Origin of the sequence: Hymenobacter miniatus (assembly GCF_016427455.1) — a bacterium.
Taxonomy (GTDB): domain Bacteria; phylum Bacteroidota; class Bacteroidia; order Cytophagales; family Hymenobacteraceae; genus Hymenobacter; species Hymenobacter armeniacus.
This window is the reverse complement of record NZ_JAELXR010000001.1, coordinates 586,669-611,592: the sequence shown is the minus strand read 5'-3', so window position 1 is coordinate 611,592 and position 24,924 is coordinate 586,669. Positions and strand designations below refer to the sequence as shown.

The 24,924-nt window shown below is 62.4% G+C and carries 28 protein-coding genes; 9 read left to right on the top strand and 19 right to left on the bottom strand.

Annotated features, from left to right (window positions below; genetic code table 11):
• Positions 1–213: 213 nt before the first annotated feature.
• Positions 214–810, bottom strand: coding sequence for an FMN-dependent NADH-azoreductase (locus JAO73_RS02655; RefSeq protein ID WP_198975602.1), 597 nt, complete (start codon positions 808–810; stop codon positions 214–216).
• A gap of 233 nt (positions 811–1,043) precedes the next feature.
• On the opposite strand from JAO73_RS02655, the gene JAO73_RS02650 reads away from it, so the two are divergent.
• Positions 1,044–1,406: a winged helix-turn-helix transcriptional regulator gene (locus tag JAO73_RS02650; protein ID WP_198975601.1), complete on the top strand. Its 363-nt coding sequence runs from the start codon at positions 1,044–1,046 to the stop codon at positions 1,404–1,406.
• A gap of 157 nt (positions 1,407–1,563) precedes the next feature.
• On the opposite strand, the gene JAO73_RS02645 is transcribed toward JAO73_RS02650, so the two are convergent.
• The 9 genes from JAO73_RS02645 to JAO73_RS02605 all read right to left on the bottom strand — a co-directional run bounded on the left by JAO73_RS02645 (position 1,564) and on the right by JAO73_RS02605 (position 11,865).
• Positions 1,564–2,388 carry a gluzincin family metallopeptidase gene (locus JAO73_RS02645; protein WP_198975600.1) on the bottom strand — a complete coding sequence of 275 codons (825 nt, stop codon included), beginning with the start codon at positions 2,386–2,388 and terminating at the stop codon, positions 1,564–1,566.
• 277 nt (positions 2,389–2,665) lie between these two features.
• On the bottom strand, positions 2,666–3,523 hold the full coding sequence (locus tag JAO73_RS02640; protein ID WP_198975599.1) for an oxidoreductase: 858 nt from the start codon (positions 3,521–3,523) through the stop codon (positions 2,666–2,668).
• Positions 3,524–3,614: 91 nt separating this feature from the next.
• Positions 3,615–4,517, bottom strand: a complete 903-nt coding sequence (locus JAO73_RS02635) for a helix-turn-helix domain-containing protein (protein ID WP_198975598.1) — start codon at positions 4,515–4,517, stop codon at positions 3,615–3,617.
• A gap of 409 nt (positions 4,518–4,926) precedes the next feature.
• Positions 4,927–5,346 carry a hypothetical protein gene (locus JAO73_RS02630; RefSeq protein WP_198975597.1) on the bottom strand — a complete coding sequence of 140 codons (420 nt, stop codon included), beginning with the start codon at positions 5,344–5,346 and terminating at the stop codon, positions 4,927–4,929.
• 358 nt (positions 5,347–5,704) lie between these two features.
• Positions 5,705–6,244: a hypothetical protein gene (locus JAO73_RS02625; protein ID WP_198975596.1), complete on the bottom strand. Its 540-nt coding sequence runs from the start codon at positions 6,242–6,244 to the stop codon at positions 5,705–5,707.
• Complete coding sequence (locus JAO73_RS02620) at positions 6,226–6,975, bottom strand: DUF3800 domain-containing protein (RefSeq protein WP_198975595.1); 750 nt, start codon at positions 6,973–6,975, stop codon at positions 6,226–6,228. Before JAO73_RS02620 ends, JAO73_RS02625 begins: the two co-directional genes overlap by 19 nt.
• A 64-nt stretch (positions 6,976–7,039) precedes the next feature.
• The gene (locus JAO73_RS02615) at positions 7,040–9,421 is read right to left on the bottom strand and encodes a ribonucleoside-diphosphate reductase subunit alpha (RefSeq protein ID WP_198975594.1); all 2,382 of its coding nucleotides are present in this window, start codon (positions 9,419–9,421) and stop codon (positions 7,040–7,042) included.
• A 280-nt stretch (positions 9,422–9,701) separates the two neighbouring features.
• On the bottom strand, positions 9,702–10,319 hold the full coding sequence (locus tag JAO73_RS02610) for a YceI family protein (RefSeq protein ID WP_198975593.1): 618 nt from the start codon (positions 10,317–10,319) through the stop codon (positions 9,702–9,704).
• A 586-nt stretch (positions 10,320–10,905) separates the two neighbouring features.
• Positions 10,906–11,865, bottom strand: a complete 960-nt coding sequence (locus tag JAO73_RS02605; RefSeq protein WP_190926887.1) for a ribonucleoside-diphosphate reductase small subunit — start codon at positions 11,863–11,865, stop codon at positions 10,906–10,908.
• 511 nt (positions 11,866–12,376) lie between these two features.
• On the opposite strand from JAO73_RS02605, the gene rplU reads away from it, so the two are divergent.
• The gene (gene rplU, locus JAO73_RS02600; RefSeq protein WP_198975592.1) at positions 12,377–12,682 is read left to right on the top strand and encodes a 50S ribosomal protein L21; all 306 of its coding nucleotides are present in this window, start codon (positions 12,377–12,379) and stop codon (positions 12,680–12,682) included.
• 81 nt (positions 12,683–12,763) lie between these two features.
• Positions 12,764–13,039: a 50S ribosomal protein L27 gene (gene rpmA / locus JAO73_RS02595; RefSeq protein WP_190926883.1), complete on the top strand. Its 276-nt coding sequence runs from the start codon at positions 12,764–12,766 to the stop codon at positions 13,037–13,039.
• Between the two features lie 66 nt (positions 13,040–13,105).
• On the opposite strand, the gene JAO73_RS02590 is transcribed toward rpmA, so the two are convergent.
• The 5 genes from JAO73_RS02590 to hemW all read right to left on the bottom strand — a co-directional run bounded on the left by JAO73_RS02590 (position 13,106) and on the right by hemW (position 17,063).
• Positions 13,106–13,801 (bottom strand): hypothetical protein, encoded by a 696-nt coding sequence (locus tag JAO73_RS02590; protein WP_198975591.1) that lies wholly within the window; start codon positions 13,799–13,801, stop codon positions 13,106–13,108.
• 70 nt (positions 13,802–13,871) lie between these two features.
• A complete protein-coding gene (locus JAO73_RS02585; protein ID WP_233168639.1) occupies positions 13,872–14,663 on the bottom strand; it encodes a cyclase family protein in 792 nt (263 codons plus the stop codon).
• 165 nt (positions 14,664–14,828) lie between these two features.
• Positions 14,829–15,476, bottom strand: a complete 648-nt coding sequence (locus JAO73_RS02580) for an alpha/beta hydrolase (RefSeq protein WP_198975589.1) — start codon at positions 15,474–15,476, stop codon at positions 14,829–14,831.
• 7 nt (positions 15,477–15,483) lie between these two features.
• Complete coding sequence (locus tag JAO73_RS02575; protein WP_198975588.1) at positions 15,484–15,918, bottom strand: hypothetical protein; 435 nt, start codon at positions 15,916–15,918, stop codon at positions 15,484–15,486.
• The gene (hemW, locus tag JAO73_RS02570) at positions 15,915–17,063 is read right to left on the bottom strand and encodes a radical SAM family heme chaperone HemW (RefSeq protein WP_198975587.1); all 1,149 of its coding nucleotides are present in this window, start codon (positions 17,061–17,063) and stop codon (positions 15,915–15,917) included. Before hemW ends, JAO73_RS02575 begins: the two co-directional genes overlap by 4 nt.
• Positions 17,064–17,268: 205 nt before the next feature.
• On the opposite strand from hemW, the gene JAO73_RS23310 reads away from it, so the two are divergent.
• The 3 genes from JAO73_RS23310 to JAO73_RS02555 all read left to right on the top strand — a co-directional run bounded on the left by JAO73_RS23310 (position 17,269) and on the right by JAO73_RS02555 (position 21,133).
• Positions 17,269–18,588 carry an O-antigen ligase family protein gene (locus tag JAO73_RS23310; RefSeq protein WP_198975586.1) on the top strand — a complete coding sequence of 440 codons (1,320 nt, stop codon included), beginning with the start codon at positions 17,269–17,271 and terminating at the stop codon, positions 18,586–18,588.
• A gap of 90 nt (positions 18,589–18,678) precedes the next feature.
• Complete coding sequence (locus JAO73_RS02560; protein ID WP_198975585.1) at positions 18,679–20,544, top strand: BamA/TamA family outer membrane protein; 1,866 nt, start codon at positions 18,679–18,681, stop codon at positions 20,542–20,544.
• Between the two features lie 205 nt (positions 20,545–20,749).
• The gene (locus JAO73_RS02555) at positions 20,750–21,133 is read left to right on the top strand and encodes an Hsp20/alpha crystallin family protein (protein WP_190926867.1); all 384 of its coding nucleotides are present in this window, start codon (positions 20,750–20,752) and stop codon (positions 21,131–21,133) included.
• A 176-nt stretch (positions 21,134–21,309) separates the two neighbouring features.
• Here JAO73_RS02555 and JAO73_RS02550 read toward each other — a convergent pair whose 3' ends face one another.
• Both JAO73_RS02550 and JAO73_RS02545 read right to left on the bottom strand, forming a co-directional pair.
• Complete coding sequence (locus tag JAO73_RS02550) at positions 21,310–21,633, bottom strand: hypothetical protein (protein WP_190926865.1); 324 nt, start codon at positions 21,631–21,633, stop codon at positions 21,310–21,312.
• 5 nt (positions 21,634–21,638) lie between these two features.
• Complete coding sequence (locus JAO73_RS02545; RefSeq protein WP_190926863.1) at positions 21,639–21,914, bottom strand: VF530 family protein; 276 nt, start codon at positions 21,912–21,914, stop codon at positions 21,639–21,641.
• A gap of 97 nt (positions 21,915–22,011) precedes the next feature.
• Between JAO73_RS02545 and JAO73_RS02540 the strand changes: the two genes are divergently transcribed.
• The 3 genes from JAO73_RS02540 (at position 22,012) to JAO73_RS02530 (ending at position 23,674) form a co-directional block, all read left to right on the top strand.
• Entirely contained in the window at positions 22,012–22,899 is an 888-nt protein-coding gene (locus tag JAO73_RS02540) for a glycoside hydrolase family 25 protein (RefSeq protein ID WP_198975584.1), read from the top strand.
• Between the two features lie 96 nt (positions 22,900–22,995).
• Complete coding sequence (locus JAO73_RS02535; protein ID WP_198975583.1) at positions 22,996–23,433, top strand: septal ring lytic transglycosylase RlpA family protein; 438 nt, start codon at positions 22,996–22,998, stop codon at positions 23,431–23,433.
• A gap of 46 nt (positions 23,434–23,479) precedes the next feature.
• Positions 23,480–23,674 carry a hypothetical protein gene (locus JAO73_RS02530; RefSeq protein ID WP_190926858.1) on the top strand — a complete coding sequence of 65 codons (195 nt, stop codon included), beginning with the start codon at positions 23,480–23,482 and terminating at the stop codon, positions 23,672–23,674.
• Between the two features lie 20 nt (positions 23,675–23,694).
• On the opposite strand, the gene JAO73_RS02525 is transcribed toward JAO73_RS02530, so the two are convergent.
• Both JAO73_RS02525 and JAO73_RS02520 read right to left on the bottom strand, forming a co-directional pair.
• Positions 23,695–24,069 (bottom strand): hypothetical protein, encoded by a 375-nt coding sequence (locus JAO73_RS02525; RefSeq protein ID WP_198975582.1) that lies wholly within the window; start codon positions 24,067–24,069, stop codon positions 23,695–23,697.
• Between the two features lie 64 nt (positions 24,070–24,133).
• Positions 24,134–24,796, bottom strand: a complete 663-nt coding sequence (locus JAO73_RS02520; protein WP_198975581.1) for an SOS response-associated peptidase — start codon at positions 24,794–24,796, stop codon at positions 24,134–24,136.
• Positions 24,797–24,924 lie beyond the last annotated feature (128 nt).

Genomic DNA, 24,924 nt, shown 5'->3' with positions numbered 1-24,924 from the left:
CAGACAATTTCAATGGCTCCGGCTCTCCGGTTGCCGATGAAGCATCAGCAGCCACCAAACCTGCCTCCCGCACTATGGCCACTTCTGCCCACGGGCTATGGGGAAATAGGCGTAGCTACCGGCACAAAATAGTCCCAGCAGGGGCCCCTTGGCTGGGGCCCCTGCTGGGACTATTTGTGGATGCCCCGCGCATGCCGCGCGGCCCAGCCGGTCTTAGGCCGCTATGCTATCGAGGCCTTTCTGCAAGGCCGTGGGTTCAACATCTGGCAGCTTCACGCCTTCGGCGCGGGCCACGGTTACGTCGGTGAGGCCCAGGAAGCCAAACACCGTGCGCAAGTAGGGCGCGGCAAAATCGTAGGCCTGCATGGGCCCTTCGGAGTAGATGCCGCCGCTGGCCACGGCCAGGTATACCTTCTTGCCCTTGATGAGGCCCTCGGGGCCGCTGGGCGTGTAGCGGAACGTGACGCCGGCCCGCGTGAGGTGGTCGAGCCACGACTTGAGCGAGGAGGGAATGCTGAAATTGTAGAACGGCACGCCCACCACGAGGACATCGGCGGCCATTACCTGGGCAATGGCTTCGTCGGAGTGCCGCACGGCTTCCTGCTGCTCGGGCGAGCGGCCTTCGGCAGGCGTGAAGTAGGCCTGCAGGTGCGCTTCTTCAAGATGCGGAAACGGGTGGGTGGCCACGTTGCGCACCACCACGGTGCTGCCGGGGTGCGCGGCCAGTAGCTTGTCGATGATGCCCTGGCTGAGGCGCGTGCTGTACGACTCGGCCCCGCGGGCGCTGGAAATGATTTGCAGAATCTGCATAAACAAAAGGGGATGAAGGAGGTGATAAACTGCGGGCCAGCAGCCCAGGCCCTCCGGCCCAGGACGACTGCCCGCCCACTGAATAGCCAAGCAAGCTGTTTGGTATTCAGATTACCTCAAGTAATCAGCTGTTCCTTTGTTTGTACCTTGCCGCCACTTCAGATTACCCGGCGGTAGCCTGATTACCAACAGGTAACCAGCCCTATCGCGCTTCTCATCCCGCTCCTGCTGCCATGTCCCAGCCCCATAACTTATCCCAATGCGCCCCCACCATGCAGGCCCTGCGCAGCGCGCTGCTGGTCATCAGCGGCAAGTGGAAGCTCCAAATCATTGTGGCACTCAGCACGGGCACCCGGCATTTCCGCGGCCTGGAGCGCACCGTGCCGGGCATCTCCACCAAGGTGCTGGCCAAGGAGTTGAAGGATTTGGAAGCCCATCAGTTCATTGCCCGCACGGTGCACCCCGGCCCGCCCGTGGTGGTGGAATACCACGTCTTGCCCTATGCGCGCACGCTCGACCCCGTCATTGAGGTCTTGAGAGCGTGGGGCACGCAGCACCAACAGCGCCTGGAAGCGGGCAACGCGGTATCGGTGTAGCGGCCGGCCCCTGCGCTCGCCACGCCACCGCCACCACTGAAGATGCTTAGGTGTCAACAACCAACCTGCTACCTCCGGGGCCGCCGCGGCTGCCAGAAACCGAAAAGAACAGGCTTTAAGCACGTTGTTCTGCCGGGTTTACTGCTCGGTGGCCCCACTACTCACACCCATTCCGGCGAATTGCCTCCCAATTCACGGGGCGGGGGTGGAATCCCGGCCGTTGGATGTATGCCCGCCACGCGGCATCCAACGCCTCGGCCGACAAGCCCGTGGCGGCCCGGGACTGCGCCAGCCCACCGCGCCACAGCGTACGCACGGCCTGGATGCCGTAGGTGTCGCGCACAAATTGCACCACGCTGCCGCTTTGCAAGTAGGACACCACGTCGTTGATGTCGTAGAAGTGGGCCGCCAACTGCCGCAACGGCACGGCCTTTTTCTCGCGCAGCAAGCTGGCGGCGGCTTCGTGCAGCGTGTATCGCTCGCAGCGGCCCGCCCCAAACGTGGCCACTCCTTCCCGTAGCCACGGCTCCGGCTCCAGCCCCCAGGCCGCCCGCGATACCCGGTGCATCAGCTCGTGGCGGAGGGCCGGGCCGGCTTCGGGCGTGGCCACGTAAAACACGGCGTCGTTGTGCGGCGTCACAAAGCCGCCCCACTGGTAGCCGGTGAGCTGCCTCAGCCGCGCCCGCGACAAGACAAAAAACAGCGGCACCCGGTCGCGCATGGGCGGCGTGCCCAACAGCGCCGCGTGGGCCCGCACCGCGTTTTCGGCCCTTGTGCCCAGCGCCGCTACTTCGGCAGCCGAGTAGCAGGCGGTTTCGGCATACACCTCGAAGTGGGCAGTACGCGCCCGCACCCAGGTAAAGGCGGGGTGCTGGGGAGCCTGCCGGGCCACGGTGCTGAGGCGCTGGGCCTCTCGTTCTTCGGCTGAAGAGACGGGCGCCGCTGGTTTCTGCGGCCGGGGCAGCCCGGCTAAGCCCAACAAGCAGCAGAGTGCACAAACCCGCATAGCGCAGACCAAATTAGCTGTTGGACAAGGACACTTTCAACGGGCTACCGCTGCATCGAACTGGGGGAATGTCCCCGCGGGACCGCAGTGGCTAGCAAAGCGTTGGTCTCGCTCCCCACCCCTGCCCGCCCCCGGCGCCGCAGCGGTTGAACGATGCGTAGCATTTCTCCTCATTCCGCGTGAGTTGCCCCAAAAACGAACCAGCCGCTCCCGAAACAGAAGCGGCTGGGTACGATGCGGGCGCGCAACGCGGCTAGGCGGTGGCCGTCTCGGCAAAGCCGGTGGCCACGGTCACGTGCTTCCACTGCGCCATGTCATCCTGCAGGGCCTTGATTTTCACATTCGCCATGTCGTAGGCGTCCTGGCCCAGCAGCAGGTGCAGGGGCGGGTTGGGCGCCGCGGCCACGGCGATGATGGCGGCCACGGCCTTCACCGGGTCGCCGGGCTGGCTGCCTTTGATTTGCTGCAGGTGCACGGCTTCCGATTCCCGCACCAGCGTGTACTCATCGAGCTGGTTTTCGGGCGTGCGCAGCGAACCGGATTCCAGGAAATTGGTGCGGAAGTAGCCGGGCTCCACAAGCGTCACCTTCACGCCGAACGGCGCTACCTCGGCCGCCAGCGACTCCGACAGCCCTTCCACCGCAAACTTGGTGGCGCAGTAGATGCCCCAGCCGGGGAAATTGCCGAAGAGGCCGGCAATGGACGAGAAGTTGAGGATGTGCCCGCTCTGCTGCCGGCGCAGCTGCGGCAGGGCCTGCCGCACCACGTTGAGCGTGCCGAACACGTTGACCTCAAAATTGGCCCGGGCTTCGGCATCAGACAGCTCTTCGAGGCTGCCGAGCTGGCCGTAGCCCGCGTTGTTGGCCACCACGTCGAGGCGGCCAAACTGCGCCACGGTGGCCGCAATGGCCGCGCCCACGCTGGCCTCGCTGGCCAGGTCCACGGCCAGGGGCAGAAAATCGGCGGCCTCGGGGCCGGCGGCCTGGCGCAGCTCGGCCAGGTTGCGGGAGGTGGCAGCTACCCGGTGGCCCTGCTGCCGCAGCTGCTTCACCAGTTCGAGCCCGAAGCCTTTGGAGGCGCCGGTAATAAACCACACTTGTTGCTTTTCCATGGGATTGTTGTTGGGTTGCTGATTGACTCTGCAAAGGTCCGGCAGCCCCCTGGGCGTCGGCTTACCAAATTCAAGCCGATGCTTACCAAATTCAAACCAACCGGAAAGCCGAAGGCGTTTGCCCGGTTTGCTTCTTGAAAAAGTAGTTGAAGTGGGCCGGCTCGTCGAAGCCCAGGCTGTAGCCCACCTCGGCAATGTTCCAGTCGGTGTGGCGGAGCAGGGCGCGGGCCTCGGCGGCGAGGCGGTCGGCGATGTGGGCGGTGGTGGTTTTGCCGGTGGTGTCGCGCACGCAGCGGTTGAGGTGGTTGACGTGCACGGCCAGCTGCCGGGCAAAGTCGCGGGCCGAGCGCAGCCCCAGCCGCCGGGCCGGCGACTCGATGGGAAACTGCCGCTCCAGCAGCTCGGTGAACACGGCCGCGAGGCGCGACTTGGCGTCGGGGTGCTGGTAGCGGGTATCGGAGGGCCGCAGCTTCAGGGCGTAGTGCACCAGCTCGGCCGCGTAGTTGCGCAGCAGGTCGTATTTCAGCGCATAATCGGACCCTATTTCGGCCAGCATCTTCTCAAACAGCGCGCTCACCTCCTGGTCCTGGGCGGCGGTGAGGGCGTAGGCCGGGTCGCCGCCGGGCCGGAACAGCGGCAGGTCGAGCAGGCCCTGGCCGCCGGGCGCGTTCAGAAACTCTTCGCGGAAGATGCAGAAAAACCCGGTGGTGTCGTCCGCCAGCGGCTGCCAGGTGTAGGGCACCTGGGGGTTGAAAAACATGAGCGTGGGCCCCTCAATCTGCAGGCTTTTGTCGGCGTAGTGGTAGGCATTGTGGCCCCGGATGAGGGTAATCTTGTAGTAGTCGCGGCGGCTGTACTGCTTGGGCTGGGCGCCGGGTGCCAGCGAGTCTTCGAGCCGAAACACGTTGGCCTGGCCCACCTCGGGCTGCAGGCTGGCGGGCAGCTCCTTGAAGTAATACTGGTAGAACTCGGGAATGCTTTCGGCTTTCGACATACCGCGAAGTTACCAAATTCAAGCCGACACGGGAAGCTAGTTGCACGGTCCCACCCCACCTGCCCCCGGCGCGTAGCTGCTGGGGAAGCTTGGAGCTTCTTGCCATTCCGCGCGAGCTACCCCAACCCCACCCCAACCGCCCCCGGCGCGCAGCGGCTGAACGATGCTTCGTGTTTCTACCTAACGGCGCGTGGCTACCCCAAAACCAACCCAGCCGCCCCCGGGGCGAAGCGGCTGGACGATGCTTAGCGTTTCTCGCAATGCCGCGTGAGCTTCCCCAACCCCACCCCAGCCGCCCCCGGCGCCCCAGCGGCTGAACGATGCTTCGTGTTTCTCGCAATGCCGCGTGGGTTTTCCCAAACCAACCCAGCCGCTCCCGGGGCGAAGCTGCTTAGTGATACTATTGGGGTTACTGCGTGCGCAAGTGCAGTTCAACAACTCCTCCTATTGCACAGGAGGTCATCCAAACGTGGTAGGTGCCATCTCTCAAGGCGCTCAGGTCAAGTACTGGAGCCTTCCTATCCGGCGACATACCGTTTTCTGGCAGCTTGATGATGGGCTTATAAGTCCCCAAGCGCTTGCTCAGCTTGCGGAAGTTTTCTTCGTCCCAAACGGAAACCGCCGCTAATGGCGCATTGGGCATCACCAGTTTCACCGTTTCCCCATTTTGCCGGTTGATAACAATCGGGTGGCACTCACCCACTCCGGTTTCACAGGCTTCCAAGTAGTCAAAGCCGACCTCCACGACTTTGGCAGGGCGGCGATGGGCAATGCTCCCAACCATTGAGAATGCCATTAGGAAGCTGACACCTAGCAAAAGCGTTTTCATTTGATTATCCGGTAGCCCTTGAAACAAAAGCGTCTGAGCGTCACAATATACAAGCCACCCCACGCCCCCACCCGCCCCCGGCGCGCCAGCGGCTGAACGATGCTTCGTGTTTCTCGCAATGCCGCGCGAGCTTCCCCAAAACCAAACCAGCCGCTCCCGGGGCGGAAGCGGCTGGGGAAGCTTAGGTTATTTTTTCGCGATATCATTTGCTAATCAAACTTTTTTTCTACGTTTGTCGTATTCCGCGAACAAACGACTCGTAAATTTTTTTTGCGTTACCTCTTGCGGGGGGCTGATATTAGTATTACTTTTGCAACATCTCATCGACCAAGCGTCGAAGGAGTTACGGGGCCGTCCACTAGTTGGGCGGCCCTTGTTTTTTTACTTCCTGAAGGTACTCTTCGTATTCTTTCTGCTTTTTACGTTTCTGGTTAGCGTAAGTAATCGGGTAAGCAGTCCAAGGCAGGAGATATTCTTCTCTGTCATCTAAGATGATGAGATGGTCTGGTTCATTGGCAAGCTCTAGCCAAATACAAATCCGCTTTTTACCTTTTCTGATTTGAGGCCAAACTTTAAGATTTAGAGCATCGCATTGTTCGATAAGCGGCTTCAACCAAGAAATTCTTTCGCAACGACGAAAGCAAGGCGTTCGATTCTGCTCGTCGCTTCCCTCATGGGTGAGGTGATAAAAAGTCGCCTCCCATCCTGATGTGATTGGAAACCTTTTCAATCGCAATGCCTTTCCACGAAAAACCGGTCGTGTAAGAACGAAGTCTTTGCGAAAAGCCTGATAAACGGCTTCGATGTATTCCGCAAAATTCCCTCCGTAAGAATCTAGAAACAAGCATGCGGGCAAAGCAATTTCTTTTCCGTTTTGCGCTATTGCTTCGGCTCCCATACAAACAAGTTCATTTTAGACTCTTTTACCAGAGTCGAATTTTTGAGTGAATATTTTGAACGCTCACGGATACGGTTAACTAAGCTTAGCTTACCAGCATTCCCTGTCAGTCCTCGATGCACATACGAAAGCGCACCAATTAACAAGTCGGTAACTTGTAAGAGTTCTACTTCATGTGACCTAATCTGTTGAACTTTTCTTACAATCTGCTTATCGTAATCGTACTGGCTGTTTCTTAGAACGCTCTGAAGTAGCTCCACTTTACGCTGACTACGGGTATCTTTAATATCTAAGTAGATATTGTAAGATGACTGCGGGTCCAAAATGACTTTAAGTAAATCAAAGTACATTTTGTAGTAGAAGTCGTCATGACTCTGATTGAATTTCTCGTGGTCTAAAAGCCCCTTATCGGGTATGATAAGCCCTCGAAAGTGCAGGTCATCGTCATCGAAAAAGAAATCTATTAGCTCTAGGTAAAATCCGGCTTTGGATGCAGATACCTTATGCCATTTGACCTCAAATCCTGGGGCTAAACCATGTTTAGCTTTTATCTCACGGATTCTCTTCGAAACGTCTGGGATTTTATATTGGATGCACCACACTCCACCAAGTACCATTGCTTTATAACCGTCATTTTCTAAATGACAGCTCTCGTCGCAGTATATATTATAGAGTTGTCGCGTAAGTAGTTCGTGGCTCATTTCGACGGTTTGTCCATTGGTGTAACGCATAAAAAAGAGCCAGCCTGTGGACTGGCTCTTTTTTATGCGTTAAATCATTAATACTGTATTCTCCTTACGACCCACACGCCTCGCAGGCGTCGGGGTTATCCAGGGAGCAGGCCATGTCGGACTGGTTTTGCTCCACCAGGGCCAGGGGCTCCAGGGTTTCGGCGGCTTGCTTTTCCACCGTGAACTTGATGGCGTCGGCGGCGGCTTTGGTGCGCAGGTAGTACATGCCCGTTTTCAGGCCGCGCTTCCAGGCGTGGAAGTGCATGCTGGTGAGCTTGCCGAAGTTCACGTTTTGCACGTGCAGGTTCAGGCTCTGGCTCTGGCAGATGTAGGCCCCGCGGTCGGCGGCCTGGTCGATGATGCGGCGCTGCGAAATCTCCCACACCGTCTTGTACAGGTCCTTGATGTGCTGCGGAATGCGGGCAATGCCCTGCACCGAGCCGTTAGCGGCGATGATTTCCTGCTTCATGGCGTCGTTCCACAGGCCCAGGGCCACCAGGTCCTTCAGCAGGTGCTTGTTCACCACCATAAACTCGCCGCTGAGCACGCGCCGCACGTAAATGTTGCTCGTGTAGGGCTCAAACGACTCGTTGTTGCCCAGAATCTGGGCGGTGCTGGCCGTGGGCATGGGCGCCACCAGCAGCGAGTTGCGGGCGCCGTGCTTCACCACCTCGGCGCGCAGGCTTTCCCAGTCCCAGCGGCCCGAGTCGGGCGTCACGCCCCACAGGTCGAACTGGAACTTGCCCTGGCTCAGGGGCGAGCCGGGGAAGGTTTCGTAGTGCCCGTCCTTGATGGCGAGGTCCTTCGAGGCCGTCATGGCCGCGAAGTAGATGGTTTCGAAAATGTCCTTGTTCAGGCCCGAAGCCTCGTCGCTCTCGAAGGGCATGCGCAGGGCAATGAACGTATCGGCCAGGCCCTGCACGCCCAGCCCGATGGGCCGGTGGCGGAAGTTCGACTTCTGCGTTTCGGGCACCGGGTAGTAGTTCACGTCAATCACCTTGTTCAGGTTCACCGTGGCCTGGTAGGTCACCTCGTACAGCTTCTGGTGGTCGAAGGTGGTATTGCCGGCTGCGTCGGTCACGAGGTAGCGAGGCAGCGCCAGCGAGGCCAGGTTGCAGACCGCAATTTCGTCGGCGTCGGTGTACTCGATAATCTCGGTGCACAGGTTCGAGGACTTAATCGTGCCCAGGTTCTGCTGGTTCGACTTGCCGTTGGCCGCGTCCTTAAACAGCATGTAGGGCGTGCCCGTCTCCGTCTGGCTTTCCAGGATGGCAAACCACAGCTCCTGCGCCTTGATGGTGCGGCGGCCGCGGCCCTCACGCTCGTACTTCATGTACAGCTTCTCGAACTCCGGGCCCCAAGAGTTTTCCAGGCCGGGGCACTCGTGGGGGCACATCAGCGTCCAGTCGCCGTTTTCCTCCACGCGCTTCATGAACAAGTCGGGCGTCCACAGCGCGTAAAACAGGTCGCGGGCGCGCATCTCCTCCTTGCCGTGGTTCTTCTTCAGGTCGAGGAACTCGAACACGTCGGCGTGCCAGGGCTCCAGGTAAATGGCAAAAGCACCCTTGCGCTTCCCGCCGCCCTGGTCCACGTAGCGGGCCGTGTCGTTGAACACCTTCAGCATGGGCACCAGCCCGTTCGAGTTGCCATTGGTGCCCTTGATGTAGGAGCCCGTAGCCCGCACATTGCTCACCGACAGCCCGATGCCGCCGGCGCTCTGCGAAATCAGGGCGCAGTTCTTCAGCGTGTCGTAAATGCCATCGATGGAGTCGTCCTTCATCGTCAGCAGGAAGCAGCTCGACATCTGCGGCTTCGGCGTGCCCGCGTTGAACAGCGTGGGCGTGGCGTGCGTAAACCACCGCTCGCTCAGCAGGTTGTAGGTTTTGATAACCGAGTCGATGTCGTCCTTGTGGATGCCCACCGACACGCGCATCAGCATGTGCTGGGGCCGCTCCACCACCTTGCCCTCCAGGCGCAGCAGGTAGCTCCGCTCCAGCGTCTTAAAGCCGAAGAAGTCGTAGTTGTAGTCCCGGTCATAAATAATGGCCGAGTCCAGCGTAGCAGCATTCTTATGAATCACCTCCCACACGTCAGTGGCCAGCAGCGACGCGTTGTCGCCGTTCTTGGGGTCCTCATAAGTATAGAGGCGCTTCATGGTGCTGCTGAATGACTTGGAAGTCACCTTGTGCAGGTTGCTCACCGCAATGCGGGCCGCCAGAATGGCATAATCGGGGTGGCGGGTGGTGAGCGAGGCGGCCGTCTCGGCGGCCAGGTTGTCGAGCTCAATGGTGCTCACGCCATCGTAGATGCCGTCAATCACCTTCTTGGCCACCTCGATGGGCGAGATGTAGTCCTGATTCAAACCGTAGCACAGCTTCTCAATGCGGGCCGTGACTTTGTCGAACTTGACGGATTCGCGGCGTCCGTCGCGTTTAATTACGAGCATACCAGTGGTGTTTGGTTGGGGAATTTTTCTTATAAAAAGCGGCCGGTCCGGGAGGGGCGCAGCCGCAACTTGTTCAGTTCGATGTGAAAGCGCAGTGCCAAGGCCGCGGTGAACTGCGGGCCTGGTTTCATTGAATCCCGGAAATTACCTCCTGTGTTTGCGAGGGGCAAACAAAAAATATAGAAGTTTTCCACATACCCCCAACGCAAGCCGCCCGGCCGCTTTTTAGGGCGTGCCGGGCGGCAAAAGCGTCAATAGCAACTTCGCTATCTAGTCAGACTCAGCGGCTGGCCGTGGCCGTCGTTGCCGGCTGGCAGGTCATTATCACGCTCACGTCGATGCTCTTGGCGATGTTATTCCGCACCAGGGCCGGAATCTTAATCTTGTAGTCGGCCGGCGCCACGGCAAACTTGGATGTCACCACTAGGTCATTGTCGCGCAGGTGCAGCGTGCCGGGCACCCGCACCTTGCGCTTCACGCCATGAATGGTGAGCACGCCCTGCACGTACACCGGCTGCGGCCCGCTGCGCAGCGTGGCCTCGTCGGGCATGGTCACCAGCGTGCCGGTGAAGCGCGCCCGCGGGTACTTCTCGCTCTCGGCGTAATTCTCGTTGAAGTGCTCCTGCATCAGCGTGTTCTTGAACTGGAAGTCGCGCATCAGCATGGAGAAAGCCAGCTGCCCGGTGGCCATCTCAAACACCGCCGCCACCTTGGGGTTCAGCGCCTCAATGTCCTCCAGCGGAGCCGTGGAAAAGAAGGTGATGAGGCCCGTGGACGTGGAGTAGCGCGGCAGCTTGGTGGCAGTTCCGGCCGCCGCGGCCGGAGCAGGCGCCGTTTGGGCCCGCGCCAAGGGCGCAGCAACGAGTAGAGCAAAGAGAGCGAGTAAACGGTATGTCATTGAAATAAAATTGGGAAGACGTAAATAAAGACGCGAAGATACCACCGGGTCCAAGGCCCGATTGCCTATCTACTCGTTCCATTTTGCGCCGTGGTTGCCCCGGGCTCGACTTTGCGCCGGCATTATTTCTTACCGCCACAGCCCATGGTCGTTCGGTCGCGAGGGCTCCCGGCACACGCCTCCCCTACTGCGGCTGAATCCGCTGAATGCGCAGGCGCGTGCCGCCACAGCAGGGGCACGCGCCCATATCCTGGTAGAGGGCATACGCCACGCATACGCGCAGCCCGTCTTGCTGAAGGCTGGCCGGCAAGGCATCCACCGGGTACGCCTCCCCGCCGTCCAATTTCAGCACCCAGCCGTTGGGGTCGCACCTGTATGGGCCGTGCGCAACGGTGGCGGGTTGGCTGCCGTCGTCGCAGGTTGCGGCCGGCTCTACCACGGGCCCATTGTCTTTGCAACAGGCCGCCAGGCTGCCCAGCAGCAGCGAAATAAGAGGTTAGAAAATACGCATGACGGTCAGGCTGAAAGGCAAAAACACCTCCTTTCACCCTGACCGTCATGTCCTTACCGGAGTTGCGTCGCCGGTTTAGAAATCCTCGTCCAGCGAAAACACGTTGTCGTTGCGCTCGCTCATCACGCCGGCTTTCTGGTACTCGGCCACGCGCTTCTCGAAGAAGTTGGTCTTGCCCTGCACCGAAATCATCTCCATGAAATCGAAGGGGTTGGTGGCGTTGTAAATCTTGCCGCAGCCCAGGGCCACCAGCAGGCGGTCGGCTACGAACTCGATGTACTGCGACATGGCCTTGGCATTCATGCCGATGAGGCTCACCGGCAGCGCGTCGGTCACAAACTCCTGCTCAATGGTCACCGCGTCGCGGATGATGCTTTGCACCCGGGCCGGGTCGAGCTTGTGTTGCAGGTAGCTATACAGCAGGCAGGCGAAGTCGCAGTGCAGGCCTTCGTCGCGCGAAATCAACTCGTTGGAGAACGTCAGGCCGGGCATCAGGCCGCGCTTTTTCAGCCAGAATATGGAGCAGAACGAGCCCGAGAAGAATATACCCTCCACGGCCGCGAAGGCGATGAGGCGCTCGGCAAAATTCTCCGAGTTAATCCATTTCAGGGCCCACTCGCCTTTCTTCTGCACGGCGGGCACCGTTTCGAGGGCGTTGAAGAGGTAATCCTTCTCCTTGGGGTCTTTGATGTAGGTGTCAATCAGCAGCGAATAAGTCTCGCTGTGAATGTTTTCCATCATAATCTGGAAGCCGTAGAAGCAGCGCGCCTCGGGCATCTGCACCTCCTGCATGAAGTTCACGGCCAGGTTTTCGTTCACGATGCCGTCGGAGGCGGCGAAGAAAGCCAGCACGTGCTTGATGAAGTGCTTCTCGTTGTCGTTGAGGCTGTTCCAATCCTTCTGGTCCTGCGAGAGGTCGATTTCTTCGGCCGTCCAGAACGAGGCCTGCGACTTCTTGTAGTACTGCCACACCTCATCGTTCTGGATGGGGAAGAGCACAAAGCGGTTGGGGTTTTCGGCGAGGAGCGGCTCCATAATTTCTCGGGGTCTTTGGTGGCGGGTTTCGTCGAGGTAAGCGGCAACTCAACCGCAGTTATCCGGCAGATGTTTGGCCTAGCGCCGGCAAATGCGGTCGACCTTCCAGGTTCAAATATAGGCCCGGTGGAGAGGCGGTCGGCCCCGCTTTTCAGCTTTTTTATTCGTTATTTTTTGGTTAAGAACAGCGGCATTTTTGGCGGGTGCACCCGTGGTTTTCCACAGGCCAACGGAGTGGCCGCTACCCAAACCCGCCTCAAAATCAGCCGCTTTTACCGGAGTTGTCCACATTTTCCCTGTGGATAAGCCAACTTGTCCCCAAAATGGCGTACTGTACGTACGTACTCGCGTGCTTTTTTCATCGAGCCGCCGGTTGGCCGTAAGCAGGCTCCAGCGCCATTTTGCGAGCCCGCCCGACGGGCAGCCAATGACGATTAAGAACTTAGGCTTGGAAATCCCAAACCAAAGCCGTACTTTTGCCTTCCCATTTCAGAAAAACCCGCGAAAGCTGATGTACGCAATTGTTAACATAGCTGGCCAGCAGACCAAGGTTGAGGCCAACAAATTCGTTTACGCTCACAAACTGGCCGGCAATGTTGGCGACACCGTGACGCTGGGCAACGCCCTGCTGACCGACGACAACGGCACCATCACCATAGGCGCTCCCGAACTGAACGTAGCCGTAACCGGCACCATCCTCGCTCACGTGAAGGGTGACAAAGTTCTCGTCTTCAAGAAGAAGCGCCGCAAGGGCTACCAGAAGATGAACGGCCACCGCCAGCAGTTCACCAAAGTAATGATTAACAGCATCGGCTAGTTCTAGCTGCCTGCTCGCTATCTAATTCTCTATTAAACCAGCCGCTACCGGCCATTTGCCGGTAGCTTTAGCTTCAATACCATGGCTCACAAGAAAGGTGTCGGCTCGTCCAACAACGGCCGCGAATCGCATTCCAAACGTCTCGGCATCAAGATTTTCGGGGGGCAGGCCCTCGTGGCCGGCAACATCATCGTGCGTCAGCGCGGCACCAAGCACCACCCCGGCGAGAACGTGGGCATGGGCAAGGACCACACGCTGTTTGCCCTCGTCGACGGCGAAGTGCAGTTCAAGAAAGGCCGCAAAGACCGTTCGTTCGTGACGGTGGTGCCCCGCGAAGTGGTGTCGATGCCGGCTTAATTGCCAACCAGTTTTACAGAAAAAGGCTGCCCCGCAAGAGGCAGCCTTTTTCGCGTTGGCCCAGCCCTACCGCCCAAAGTAGACGCCCAGATTGAGCTGCCCGGACAGGTTGACCGGCCCTGAGGAGAAGCCGCCAAAATTCAGGTCGCTGCGGGTGGCCCCCACCCCAATGCCGGCGCTGCCATCAAACAGGAAGCGGCGGCCCAGGCGCCGCTGCATGCCCCATAGCAGGTTGAGGGTGGGCACATAGCTGCGCCGCAGTTCAATATCGCCCGCTGGAATAGCCAGGCCGGGGCTTTCAAAGTGGTGCCACATTTCGGTGTGAGCCTCGGCCGCCAGGTAATTGCCGACGAAAGCGCCGTGGGCTCGGTTGCTGCGGGCGCGGCCGGCTTGGTTATAGTAATAGCGGCCGCCCAGGCTAAGGGCGCCGGTGGGCAAGAGCGGGGTGCGCTGGTCGGCATAGCCGCCGTAGCGTGAGGTGGCAAAATCGGCGTCGAGCTGCCCGTAGAGGGTAAACTTCGAATGGAGCCGGTATTCAACCCCTACCGTGACGGGTACCCGAAACGGGATGCCATTGTACCCGCCCCAACGGAAGGAGCGGGCCACGTTCAGGCCCACTTTCACCAACACGGGCCGCGCCGCATCGTCGGCGGGTGCCTCGGGGGCTGCTGGGGCGGTGGCAGCGGGAGCTACCGTTTGGCCGGAAGCCACCGAGGCGGCCAGCCACAGCAGGCTAGCTAAAGAGGAAGTAAAATATCGCATAAGCAGAAAGGAATGAAGCGGGTAGTTCATCCCATAGATTCTGCTGGGCCTGGTTTCGGTTGCATTGGCGTCAAGCCATGCCACCTGTGGGCGCCGAGTGCAGGGCATACAGCACGGGCTTGCTAGGACTAGCGTCGAGCTCAAGGCTGGTGATTTGGAGGTTGAGCAGGTAGAGGCCATCGGCTACTTCATCGGGCACGAAAATCAACTCGGTGATGGTGGCGGCATAGCGGGGCTGCGCCGGGTAGTGCCAGAAGGCGTGGTGGGCCAGGAGCTGCCCGCCGTCTTCCTCGCGGTCGACGCTGGGCAGGTCGAGCAGGAAATGTTGCACGCCGTACTCTACCAGCCACTCGGCCAGGGCAGGCTCGATGTAGGTGGGGTTGGTGCCCGAATACTGGCGGTGACGCTTGGCGGGGTCGTTGGGCAGGGTGCGCAGGATGAGGGCTTCCGGCATGGACCGGTCGGGCTGCTGGGCCAGGGCGGCCTGCACGTCGGCCAGCAGCACCACCAGGTCGCCGTTGGGCTGGGGGCGCGGGGCCACGCTCACCAGCCGGGCCACGAAGAGAAAGCGGCGCAGGCACCGGTTGAGCGTCACAGCGGGGTCGGGCGAGATGTGGCCGTAGCATTCGGTGTGCGTGCCGTTGCCGTGGGGCGTGAGGTGCACGCGCTGGTAGTTGGTACTGCCGCCCAGGGCCACGCTGCCCACAAAGCTGCCCACCCGAATGGTATCAAACTGCACCGGCTCGGCCCAAAAGCAATTCACCTGGTTTTCGCCGGGGGCCAGCGGCAGGGAAATATCGATGGGCGCGGCGGGGTCGAAGGCGTAGGTGCGGCCGGCGTAGGGGTAGGTGGGCGTATTCAATTGGCAGTGAGCAGTGAGCAGTGAGCAGTGAGCAGTGAGCAGTGAGCAAAAGAACGTCATGCAGAGCGCAGCGAAGCATCTCGCGTGCAATAACTAATTACGCGTGCAATAACTAATTACTTAATATAAGCGAGATGCTTCGCTGCGCTCTGCATGACGTTCAACTCAAGCTGCCAGCTCATTCAAAATCCGGCTAATTTCGCGGGCCTGGCTAATGATGATGAGGTGGCCGCCGGGCAAGCGGTATTGGCTGTGCGCGGCGCCGGCGGGCAGGAGCCGGTCGGCGGTGCCGTGGATGCGAACGACCGGCTGCCCCGGCCGGCCCGGCCACTGCACCAGCTGCGCAATGGCCCAGCGGGTGAACGCCACGTCGGTATCGAGCAGAATTTGGCGGAGCAGACGGTACTCGCCGCCGTTGCGCGCGCCGAATAGCCACTGCGCCACGCGGGGCAGGTGCGGCAGCAACTGCGGCGGTACCAAGTGGTGCAGCCCCGTAGCCCGGGCCAGGCGGCCCAGCCACGGCAGTTCCTGCGGGCTGGTGAAGCTGGAAATGAGCACCACCCGCGCCTGCGGACGCAATGCCCCAACCTCCTGCGCCAGCACGCCGCCAAACGAGACGCCGACCAGCCAGCAGGGCTGCTCCTCGGGCACGGCCGCCGCGAGCCGGGCCGCATAGTGCGGCAGCGGTTCCCGAGGGGTTTGCGGAGGCAGCCATTGCAGCACGTGCACCTCGCCGTGCAGGCGCAGAAATTGGAACACCCGCTCATCGGCGCCCAGCCCGGGAATGAGGTAGAAGACGGGCGGCGTGGCCACGGCCGGGCTAGGTATCGAGGCGCACGTACACGCCTTCGAGGTAGAAGATGTTGTGCGGCTGGGGGTCGTCGGGCTCCTCGCCGTCCTCGGCTTCGTCGTCTTCCACGGCGGGATAGGTGACGGAGAGCTTGAGGGCCACGCTGGGCAATGGCACGGGCGGCTTCTCGTCGGAATTATACTCGAGCAGCGCCGGCCACTCCTGCGCGGCCAGCGCATCGGCCACTTCTTCCTGCAGGGCGTCGGCGCGGGTGTGGGCCAGGCTCAGCAGCGTGTCGAGGGCTTTGAAAGGCAGCGCGAGGTGGAAGAAATGCGTGTCGTTGTCGAACAGCGTGGTGGCCCACACGGTCACGTCGTCGGTGTTGTCGAAGACGATGGCCACGACGTGAATTTGCTCCACAAAGAAGTCGGCGTCGTCGGCAATGCTGTCGCTCAGGAGTCTCATGCGGCTACGGCAGGGGGTTGAAACAGTTCCAGCGTGATGTGGTCGGCCAGGAGCTTGCCCGCGTCGGTCAAAGTAAGCACTTCGCCCTGGATGCGGGCCCACCCGTTGGCCTGCAGCTCGGCGAGGTAGGCGGCGTGGGTGGCCCGCACGTCGAAGCCCAACTGGGTGCGCAAGTGGGCCAGGTCGCAGCCGCGGGCCGTGCGCAGGGTGGTGAGCAGGTACTCGTTGGCGCGGTCGGTGGCGGTGAGCACGTCCAGCGTCACGGGCACTTCGCCCCGCTCCAGCACCGCCGCCACGTACTGCGGGTTGTTGGCCAGAGTGAACTGGCGGTTCACGCCATCATAGCTGTGGGCGCTGGGGCCGAGGCCGAGGTAGGGCACGCCGCGCCAGTAGTTGCCGTTGTGACGGCTCTCACGGCCGGGCTGGCAGAAGTTGCTGATTTCGTACTGCTCGTAGCCGTGGGCGCGCATGGCACGCAGCAGCAGCTCGAACTGCGTGGCCACAAACTCGTCGGGCGCCGACGTGAACGTACCCTTTTGCAGCCGATGCCCGAAGGCCGTGCCCGGCTCGATGGTCAGCGCATAGGCCGACACGTGCGGCACGCCCAAGGCAAAGGCGTTGGCCAGGTCGGCTTCCCAGATGTGGTGGCCCGGCGCGGGCACGCCGTAAATCAGGTCGATGGAAATGTTCTCGAAGCCGGCCTCCTGCGCCCGGCGCACCGCCGTGGTCGATTCTTCGGCGGTGTGGGCGCGGTTCATCAGGCGCAGGTGGGGCTCGTAGAAGCTCTGCAGGCCGATGCTGAGGCGGTTGACGCCGGCCTGGCGCAACTCGTGCAGCTTGGCGGCGCTCAGGTCGTCGGGGTTGGCTTCGAGGGTGATTTCGGCGCCCGGCGCCACGGCAAATTGCCGATGAATGGCGCTGAAAATCTGGTCCAGCTCCGCGGCCGTGAGCAGCGAAGGCGTGCCGCCGCCGAAGTAAATGGTTTCCAGGGCAGTGCCGGCCGGCAGATAGTCACGGCGCAGTTCCAGTTCCCGCACGATGGCCTCCACCAGCCGGCTTTTCAGCCCCAAGGAAGTGCTGAAGTGAAAGTCGCAGTAGTGGCAAGCCTGCTTGCAAAACGGAATGTGGAGGTACAGGCCAGCCATGGAAACGCGGTGAAAAGCGTAGAAGTAAACGGGCAGCGGCCCCGCAATAATTCCGCCGCCGGAGGCCGGCGACCCGACAAAGGTAAAAAAGCCCGAACGGGCCGGCCGAAGCCAGGACATTCTCCTGGCCCGATTCAGCCAAGCAACTGCCACTGCGTGGTTACTTTGTGGCGAAAAGCCCCGCCCACCACCAGAGCCTTCTTTCGTGAACATTGTGCAGCATTACCAGTCCGGGCGTCTTTCGCAATACCTGCTGGGGCTGGCCTGCGTGGCGGGCGTGGTGGGGCTGCTGTCGGCCCGTTTTCTGGTGGCGCTGGCGCCGGTGGTGGGCGTGCTGGCCGTGCTGGCCAACCCCCACCTGCGCCGCGACCTGCCCCGCTACTGGCACAACGGGGCGGCCATGCGCGCAGCGGCCATCGTGGTGTTTCTGCTGCTGAGCAGCCTCTACACCAGCGAGTGGCCGGTGTGGCGGCACGAGCTGTTCCGCAGCCTGACGTGGCTGGGCGTGCCGCTGGCGTTTACGGCGGCCGTGCCGCTGGCCCGCGGGCAGCGGCTGGCGGTGGGGGCGCTGTTTGTGCTGGGCACGGCGGCCGTGGGCCTGGCCACCCTGGGCCAGTACCTGCTGCACCCCGAAGCCGCCAACGCCGCCATCAAAATCGGGCAAAACATGCAGGCCGTCACGCGCATTTTCCACATCCCGTTCGGGCTGATGCTGGCGCAGACGTTCTTCTGGGGGCTGCTGCTGCGGCGCCACCCACTGGCCGCGCCTTGGCTGCGGTGGGCATTGCTGGCCGCGGCCGTGGTGGCGGTGATGGTGCTGCACGTGCTGGCCTACCGCACGGGGCTGCTGGTGCTGTATGCCGGTTTGCTGGCGTATGCGGGCTGGCTGCTCACGCGCCGACACGTGGCGCTGGGCCTGGCGCTGGTGCTGGTGCTGGGCGCGGCGCCCTGGCTGGCCTACCGGGCGCTGCCTTCGGTGCGGGAGCGGGTGGGCGCCAGCGTGTGGGACGTGCAACAGTTTCAGCTCCGGCACGACATCAACAACTACTCCCTGGCCCGGCGCCTGGCCGCGGCCGAAACGGCGGCTTACGTCATCAGCGAAAACTGGCTGGTGGGCGTGGGGCCCGCCGACACCCACGCCGCCATGCTGCGCCAGTATGCCTGGCACGACTACGGCCTGCGCCTCAAAAACCGGGTGGAGGTGCACAACCAGTACCTGGAGGCCATGATGGGCGGCGGCCTCATGGGCCTGGCGCTGTGGCTGGCGGTGCTGCTGTGGCCCCTCACCCGCGCCTGGGCGCGGCGCAACCCGGTCCTCTGCTTTTTCATCCTGACTCAGGCCGTGGTAATGACCGTGGCCGACATGCTGAGCCTGCAAATCGGCCTGAACCTCTACGTGTTCGGCTACGGCTTCCTGGTGGTGGCCGACGAAGAAGCCAGCAAGCGGGCATTAGCCGATGCAGCCGCGGCGCCCTCGCCCGAAACCGCTACGCCACGCCTCGTTTCGGTCCCTGAGCACCGTTAGCCCGACGGCCGAAGCATCGCCTGGGGGCCCGCGTGCCGGAGGGGTTTATCTTCGGGAAATTAAAAGGCGGCTTTTGCGTTAATGCCCCGAATGGTTATCCGGCTACTACTGCGCTGCGTGGGAATATTGGCGGTGAGCGGCCTGCTCGGCAGCCCGGCGGCCCGGTCCCAAACGCCCAGCCTGAACCCTGCGGCCCCCAACCAGCCCGGCCTGGCCACCCCGCCCCTGCCGCCGCGCGACGCGCCGTCGCTAGCCGCTGCGCCGCGCCGCACCCTGGCCCACCCGCGGGTGCTGCTGTTGCAAACCGAAGCCGCCGACCGCCCCATTGTGCGCCGCTACAAGGTGCGCGCCACCGTGCCCGATTCCTTGAGCACGCTGCGCGAGGTGCGCGACGTGGTGGTAGCCCTGCAGGGCGACGCCTACCTCACGGCCTCGGCCGACGAGCTGCGCTGGGGCCGCGACACGGTGCGCGTGCGCTTGTACGTGGGCGAGCAGTTCCGCTGGGCCTACCTGCGCAACGGCAACCTCGGCGACGGCTTGATGACGCGGGCGGGCTACCGCGAAAAGCTGTTCCGGCAAACGCCGTTCTTGCCCGACGATTGGGCCCGGCTGCAGGAGCGCATCCTCACCGAGGCCGAAAACCAGGGCTTTCCCTTCGCCACCGTGGGCCTCGATTCGGTGCAGCTCAGCGGGCGCGACATTGCCGGGCGCGTGGTGCTCAAGCGCGGCCCGGTGGTGATGTTCGACTCGCTGCAGGTGGTGGGCAACACCAAGACTAAAAAGCGCTTTCTGACCAAGTACCTGCAAATTTTCCCGGGGCAGCCCTTTAGCCAGCAGCGCGTGGCCAGCGCGGCCCAGCTGCTGCGCCAGCTACCTTACCTGCGGCTGCGCGCCGAGCCCGAAATCCGGTTTGCGGGCGGCAAGGCCCGCGTGTACCTGCTGCTCGACGACCGGCCCAGCAACCAGTTCGACGCCATTGTGGGCATTTTGCCCAACGCCAACGCCGACCAGACCGGCGTGCAGTTCACCGGCGACGTCACCATCAACCTGCGCAACATCAAGGGCGGCGGCAAGCAGGTGGGCCTGCAATGGCGCAAGACCGATGCCTTTTCGCAGCTGCTCGACGCCCAGTACGTGCACCCCAACTTCTTCGGCTCGCCGCTGGAAGTGGCGGGCACCTTCAACCTCTACAAGCAAACCAACGACTTCACCACCATTCAGCCGCGCCTGCAGGTGACGTACCCCACGGCCCGGGCCGGCCGTATCAGCTTCTTTGCCGAGCAGCGCACCTCTTCCCTCGATTTTCTGAAGGACACCACCGTGCTGCCCGCCAACCTCGACTCGCAGTACAATTCCTACGGCCTGGCCTATGCCTGGGCCAACCTCGACGACCTGTTTTTTCCGCACCGCGGCGCCCTTTTGCAGCTGCAATCGGCGGTGGGCACCAAAACCATCAGCCAGAACATCCAGCTGCGGCCCGAACTCTACGCGGGCCTGCCGATGCGCAGCACCCAGTACACCTTCGCGCTGCGCACCGAGCGGTACATTCCGGTGAAGCGCGCCGGCGTGCTGCTGCTGCGCCTGCGCAGCGAGGGCCTGCTCAACCCGCGCCTCTACACCAACGACCTGCTGCGGCTGGGCGGGCTGAACTCCTTGCGCGGCTTCAACGAAAACCAGTTCTACACCAGCTCCTTCGCCGTGGCCACGGCCGAATTCCGGCAGTTCATCGGGGCCGATTCCTACGTGTTTCTGTTTGCCGACCAGGCCTACCTGCGGCACGACGTGACCAACGACCGGTTTTCGGACCAGCCCACCGGCCTGGGGGCGGGCCTGAGCTTCCGCACGCCGGCCGGCCTGTTCCAGTTTGTGTACTCGGCGGGCCAGGCCCGCTCCATCGGCCAGCAGTTTGGCCTGAGCAACTCAAAAATTCACTTCGGCCTGACCAGCCGGTTTTGAGGACGACGGGGGCCCTGGCTGCGCCATTTCGTCGGCATTTTTCAGGGGCAAAACCGCAATTTCTGCCAGCGTGGCCGGAACGCTAAAAAACAGCGCGAAAATCCCGCCAATACGACTGATATTCAGTGCCAGTAACCCTCAATTAAGATTGGTACATCATTTGTCATAGCAAGCCCGAAGCCGCTCTTAAAACCGGCTCCTTGCCATGAAACTTATCAGCCCGAAATTCATCCGCTCCATCGCCCCGCAGCTTGACCTGTTCAACACCATTGGCGGCGGCGTGGCCCAGCCCCAGTTGCGCGTCGACCAGCGCCCCAAAGGCGTGATTCTGCGCGTGGCCATGCCCACCGTGCCGGCCGAGAGCTTCCGCGTGGTGCTCAACCAGCAGCGCCTCACCGTGTTCGGCGAGTACCGCCACGAGCCCGATGACCAGCTGGCCGCTCCCCTCTTCGTGCAGACCCTCGACCTGCCCAACAACCTCGACCTGGCGCGCATCGACGCCGTGCACGAAGGCAACGAGCTACAGGTCCGCATTCCCTTCCTCAACCCTTCCGACCAGCAGCGCGAAATCGACATTCGCCACAATTAATACCGGGCCTTTGCCCGAATTAAATTCACTGAACTGCTGTTGATTAACTACCTATAACGCCGGGACCGACCGGCACCGCAGTCCATCGATAACGCCGGGACCGACCGGCCACGTATTGAGTCTCTTGGGTTTCACATTGAGCCACCGCCCACAGCGGTGGTTTTGTTTTTTGGGGCCTACCCAAACAGCGGCACCAGCAGCACGAAGCTCATGAGCAGGGCCAGGTAGAACCAGCCCATCACCTGCCCGCGGTAGTGCCGCGGCAGCCGGTTGCTGAGCACGAGCATGGCCGCGATGACCAGCACGAGGTGCAGCACAAAAAACACCATCGTCTTCAGCCAGTTGCTCACAATGGTGTTTTCGGGCTGCATCTGGTTCGATTCGCCCAGGCCCGAGGTGAGGTACTGCAGGCCATAGAAGGCCGCCGTTTCGAAGGCCACGAACAGCAGCAGGCCAATAAACAACGACTCTTTCGAGGATTTGGGGGCTACGTCGGCCATGGCGGTTAGGGGCGCGGGCGGCCCTGCACTTCGGCCGAACGGGCTTTGATGTACAGGGCTTCTACCTTGGCGCGGGCCCAGGGCGTGCGCCGCAGAAACGTGAGGCTGGACTTGATGCTGGGGTTGTCGGCGAAGCAGTTCATGCGCAGGCGCGCGTCGAGCTCGGGCCAGCCGTAGGCGGCCACCAGGTATTCCAGAATGGCGGCGAGCGTGACGCCGTGCAGCTCGCTGATGAGGTGGCCCGATTCGTCGCGGGCGTCGGCGGCGCGGAGGAAAGACATAGCAAAGACAGAAAGCTGGAACCGCAAAGTTGGCGAAAAGCCGGCGGCCAAGGCACGATGCCGCCGGGCGGGGCGTTATTTTTGACCCGCACCGCCCATGCCCCATTCGTCCGCCACCCGTCGCGCCGCCCCTTCCGCCCCGTCCCGTGCCCCCCGCCGGGCCTGGCGCCGCCCACTGCTGGCCGGCCTGCTGGTGGCCTTGGTGCTGAGCGCGATATACTACCGCCGCCACCAAGTGCAGGTGAACCGCTACGCCCGCCGGGCCTGGGCCACCTTCACCCAAAACGGCCTAACGGGCCGCGAGAAAACCCCGCTGCTGGCCGGCTATTCGGTGCACGGCATCGACGTGTCGGCCTACCAGGGCCGCATCGACTGGCCCGAAGTGGCGCGCAACAAGGTGCGGTTTGCGTTCATCAAAGCCAGCGAGGGCGCCACAATGCGCGACCAGCGCTTTGCCCGCAATTGGAAAGAAGCCCGCAAGGCCGGCGTGCTCTGCGGCGCCTACCACTACTTCCAGCCCAACCGCGACGGGCAGGTGCAGGCCGACCTGTTTGCCCGCACCGTGCCCCTGGCCCCCGGCGACCTGCCGCCCGTGCTCGACGTGGAAGCGTCTAACTTTCACGACGTGGCCGTGCTGCGCCGCGAGGTGGCCCGCTGGCTGCGCCTCATCGAGGCCCACTACGGCGTGCGGCCCATTCTCTACTCCAACCACAGCTTCTACCGCCGCCACCTGGCCGGGCACTTCGACAACTACCCGCTCTGGCTGGCGCACTACGAGGTGGAAAAGCCCGCCATGCCCCGCAATAAGTGGATAATCTGGCAGCACTCCGACGAGGCCTATGTGCCCGGCATCCGCGGCGTGGTCGATTTCAACGTGTTTCAGGGCAGCTTCGAGCAGCTGCAGGCCTTGCGGGTGCCGGCTCCGCGCCCCACCGCCACGGCCCCGCCCCCGGCCTCCAAAAACCGGCCGGCGCGCCGGCCCTAAACCGGGCCGCGGCCGGGCGCACGGAGGCGGCTTTGACCGCCCATTTCGTCGTTGGCCGGTATCTTGCCCCAAACAGCCAGCCATTTCACCGCTTTGATGACCTTCCACTCCAGAGCCAACCCGCTGCCTACCCGCCTATTGCTGCTGCTACTCCTGGCGCTGGGCCTGCTGTCGTCGTGCGGCAGCAGCCGCAACGCCGGCAACGACAGCAAAGGCAACTACAGCAAGTTTTCCCAATCGGGCCTTGGGTCTTACTACGCCGACAAGTTCAACGGCCGGGCCACGGCCAGCGGCTCCATTTACCGGCCGGGCCAGATGACGGCGGCCCACAACACGCTGCCCTTCGGCACGGTCATTCGGGTTACGAACACGCGCAACGGCCGCTCCGTCGACGTGACGGTGACCGACCGCGGGCCGCATACCAAGGGCTACATCGTGGATGTGTCGCGGCGCGCGGCGGCGCAGCTCGACATTATCGAGGCCGGCGTGGTGCCCGTGCGCGTGACCGTGGTGCGGGCGGCCAGCGCCCCTTGAGCTGGCCGCGCCATCCATCCTCCCCTATTCCGAAACATTGCTCACGATGAACATTCGCAAAAAAGTCCGCTGGACGCTGCCCCCCGACACCAACCGCTACGCCGCCCTCGACCTCTGGGTGCCCGCCGCCGAAGACGAAGGCTGGTCGGAAGATGAAATCCAGTACGTCATCAACGAAGTAGTGGAGGCCGACAACGACGCTGCCGGGCTGGAAGTACTGGCTTGGTACACCGCCCGGTAGCCGCTGTTCAAAAAACCTATCTACCGCACTGAGTAGCGCGGCCGGAATGCCTCCCGCAGCCACGCGCCGCTCAGCGCGGCCAGCCCTCCCGCCAGGCCCGCAACAAGGCCCGCCACGGCCACCAAAGCTGGCACCGAGCCGCCCAGCGGCAGCAGCTGCGCCACGCGGTGAGCCAGCAGGCCGTTGTTCTGGTAAGCCAGCCAAGCGGCGGGCAATACCCAGCTGAGCGCTGAGCCCGCAAAGCCCGCCCAAAACGCCGCCTTGCCACTGGGCGCAATGGCCAGACCGACGACAAAAGCCACCACGGCCAGGCTCCACCACGGCAGGTCCAGTTGCAGGGCCGAAGCCAGCACGAGAATGAGAATCGGTAAAAGCCAGGGGTTGCGCCAGTTCATGCGGCCAAGATAGTGCTTTGCTAATTAAGGCCTCGCATCGACAGACGGCGCATGCAGCCGTCGCTCAAGCGGCCGCCAGCACCTCCGGGTCGTTGTTGGCCGGCGAGTTCACGCGCTTGCTGATGACGTATTCCTGCATGGCCGATGCATCGTAGGGCAGCAGCTGCTGCTGGTGGGCGGCCAGGCCCAGGCCGTCGTCGAGCCAGGCCTGCTCGGCGGCGCGGGTGGGCAGAATGACCGGCATGCGGTTGTGAATATTGGCCATCAGCTCGTTGGGCTCGGTGGTGATGATGGTGAACGTGGGGTGCACCTCACCGGTGCCGCGGTCCACCCACTCGTCCCAGAGCCCGGCAAAGGCAAAGGGCTGCTCGTCGCGCAGCAGGATGCGGTGCGGCACCTTACCGGCCGGCGTGGCCTGCCACTCAAAGAAGCTGTCGGCCAGCACAAGGCAGCGCTTGCGGCCCAACAGCTGCCGAAACGAGGGCTTCTCGGCCAGCGTTTCGGCGCGAGCGTTGATGGGCTTGGGGCCGGCGGCGGGGTCCTTGCTCCAGCCGGGCACCAGGCCCCAGCTCAGCAGCTGAATCTGGCCGGGGGCGGTGTTGGTGATGACGGGCAGGCGCTGCGAGGGCGCGGCGTTGTAAGTAGTGGGCGCCGGCTCCGCGAACGTGGCGTCGAAGCGCTGCTCAACGGTTGGGGCGGGGGCGATGAAGGTGTAGCGACCACACATGGGGAGGAAGGGAAATAGTGGAAAGGAAAATAGCTGTCATCCTGAACGCAGTGAAGGACCTTACCACGCCCGGACGAGTCGTTTATACGACAATCGTTCCGACGTGATAAGGTCCTTCACTGCGTTCA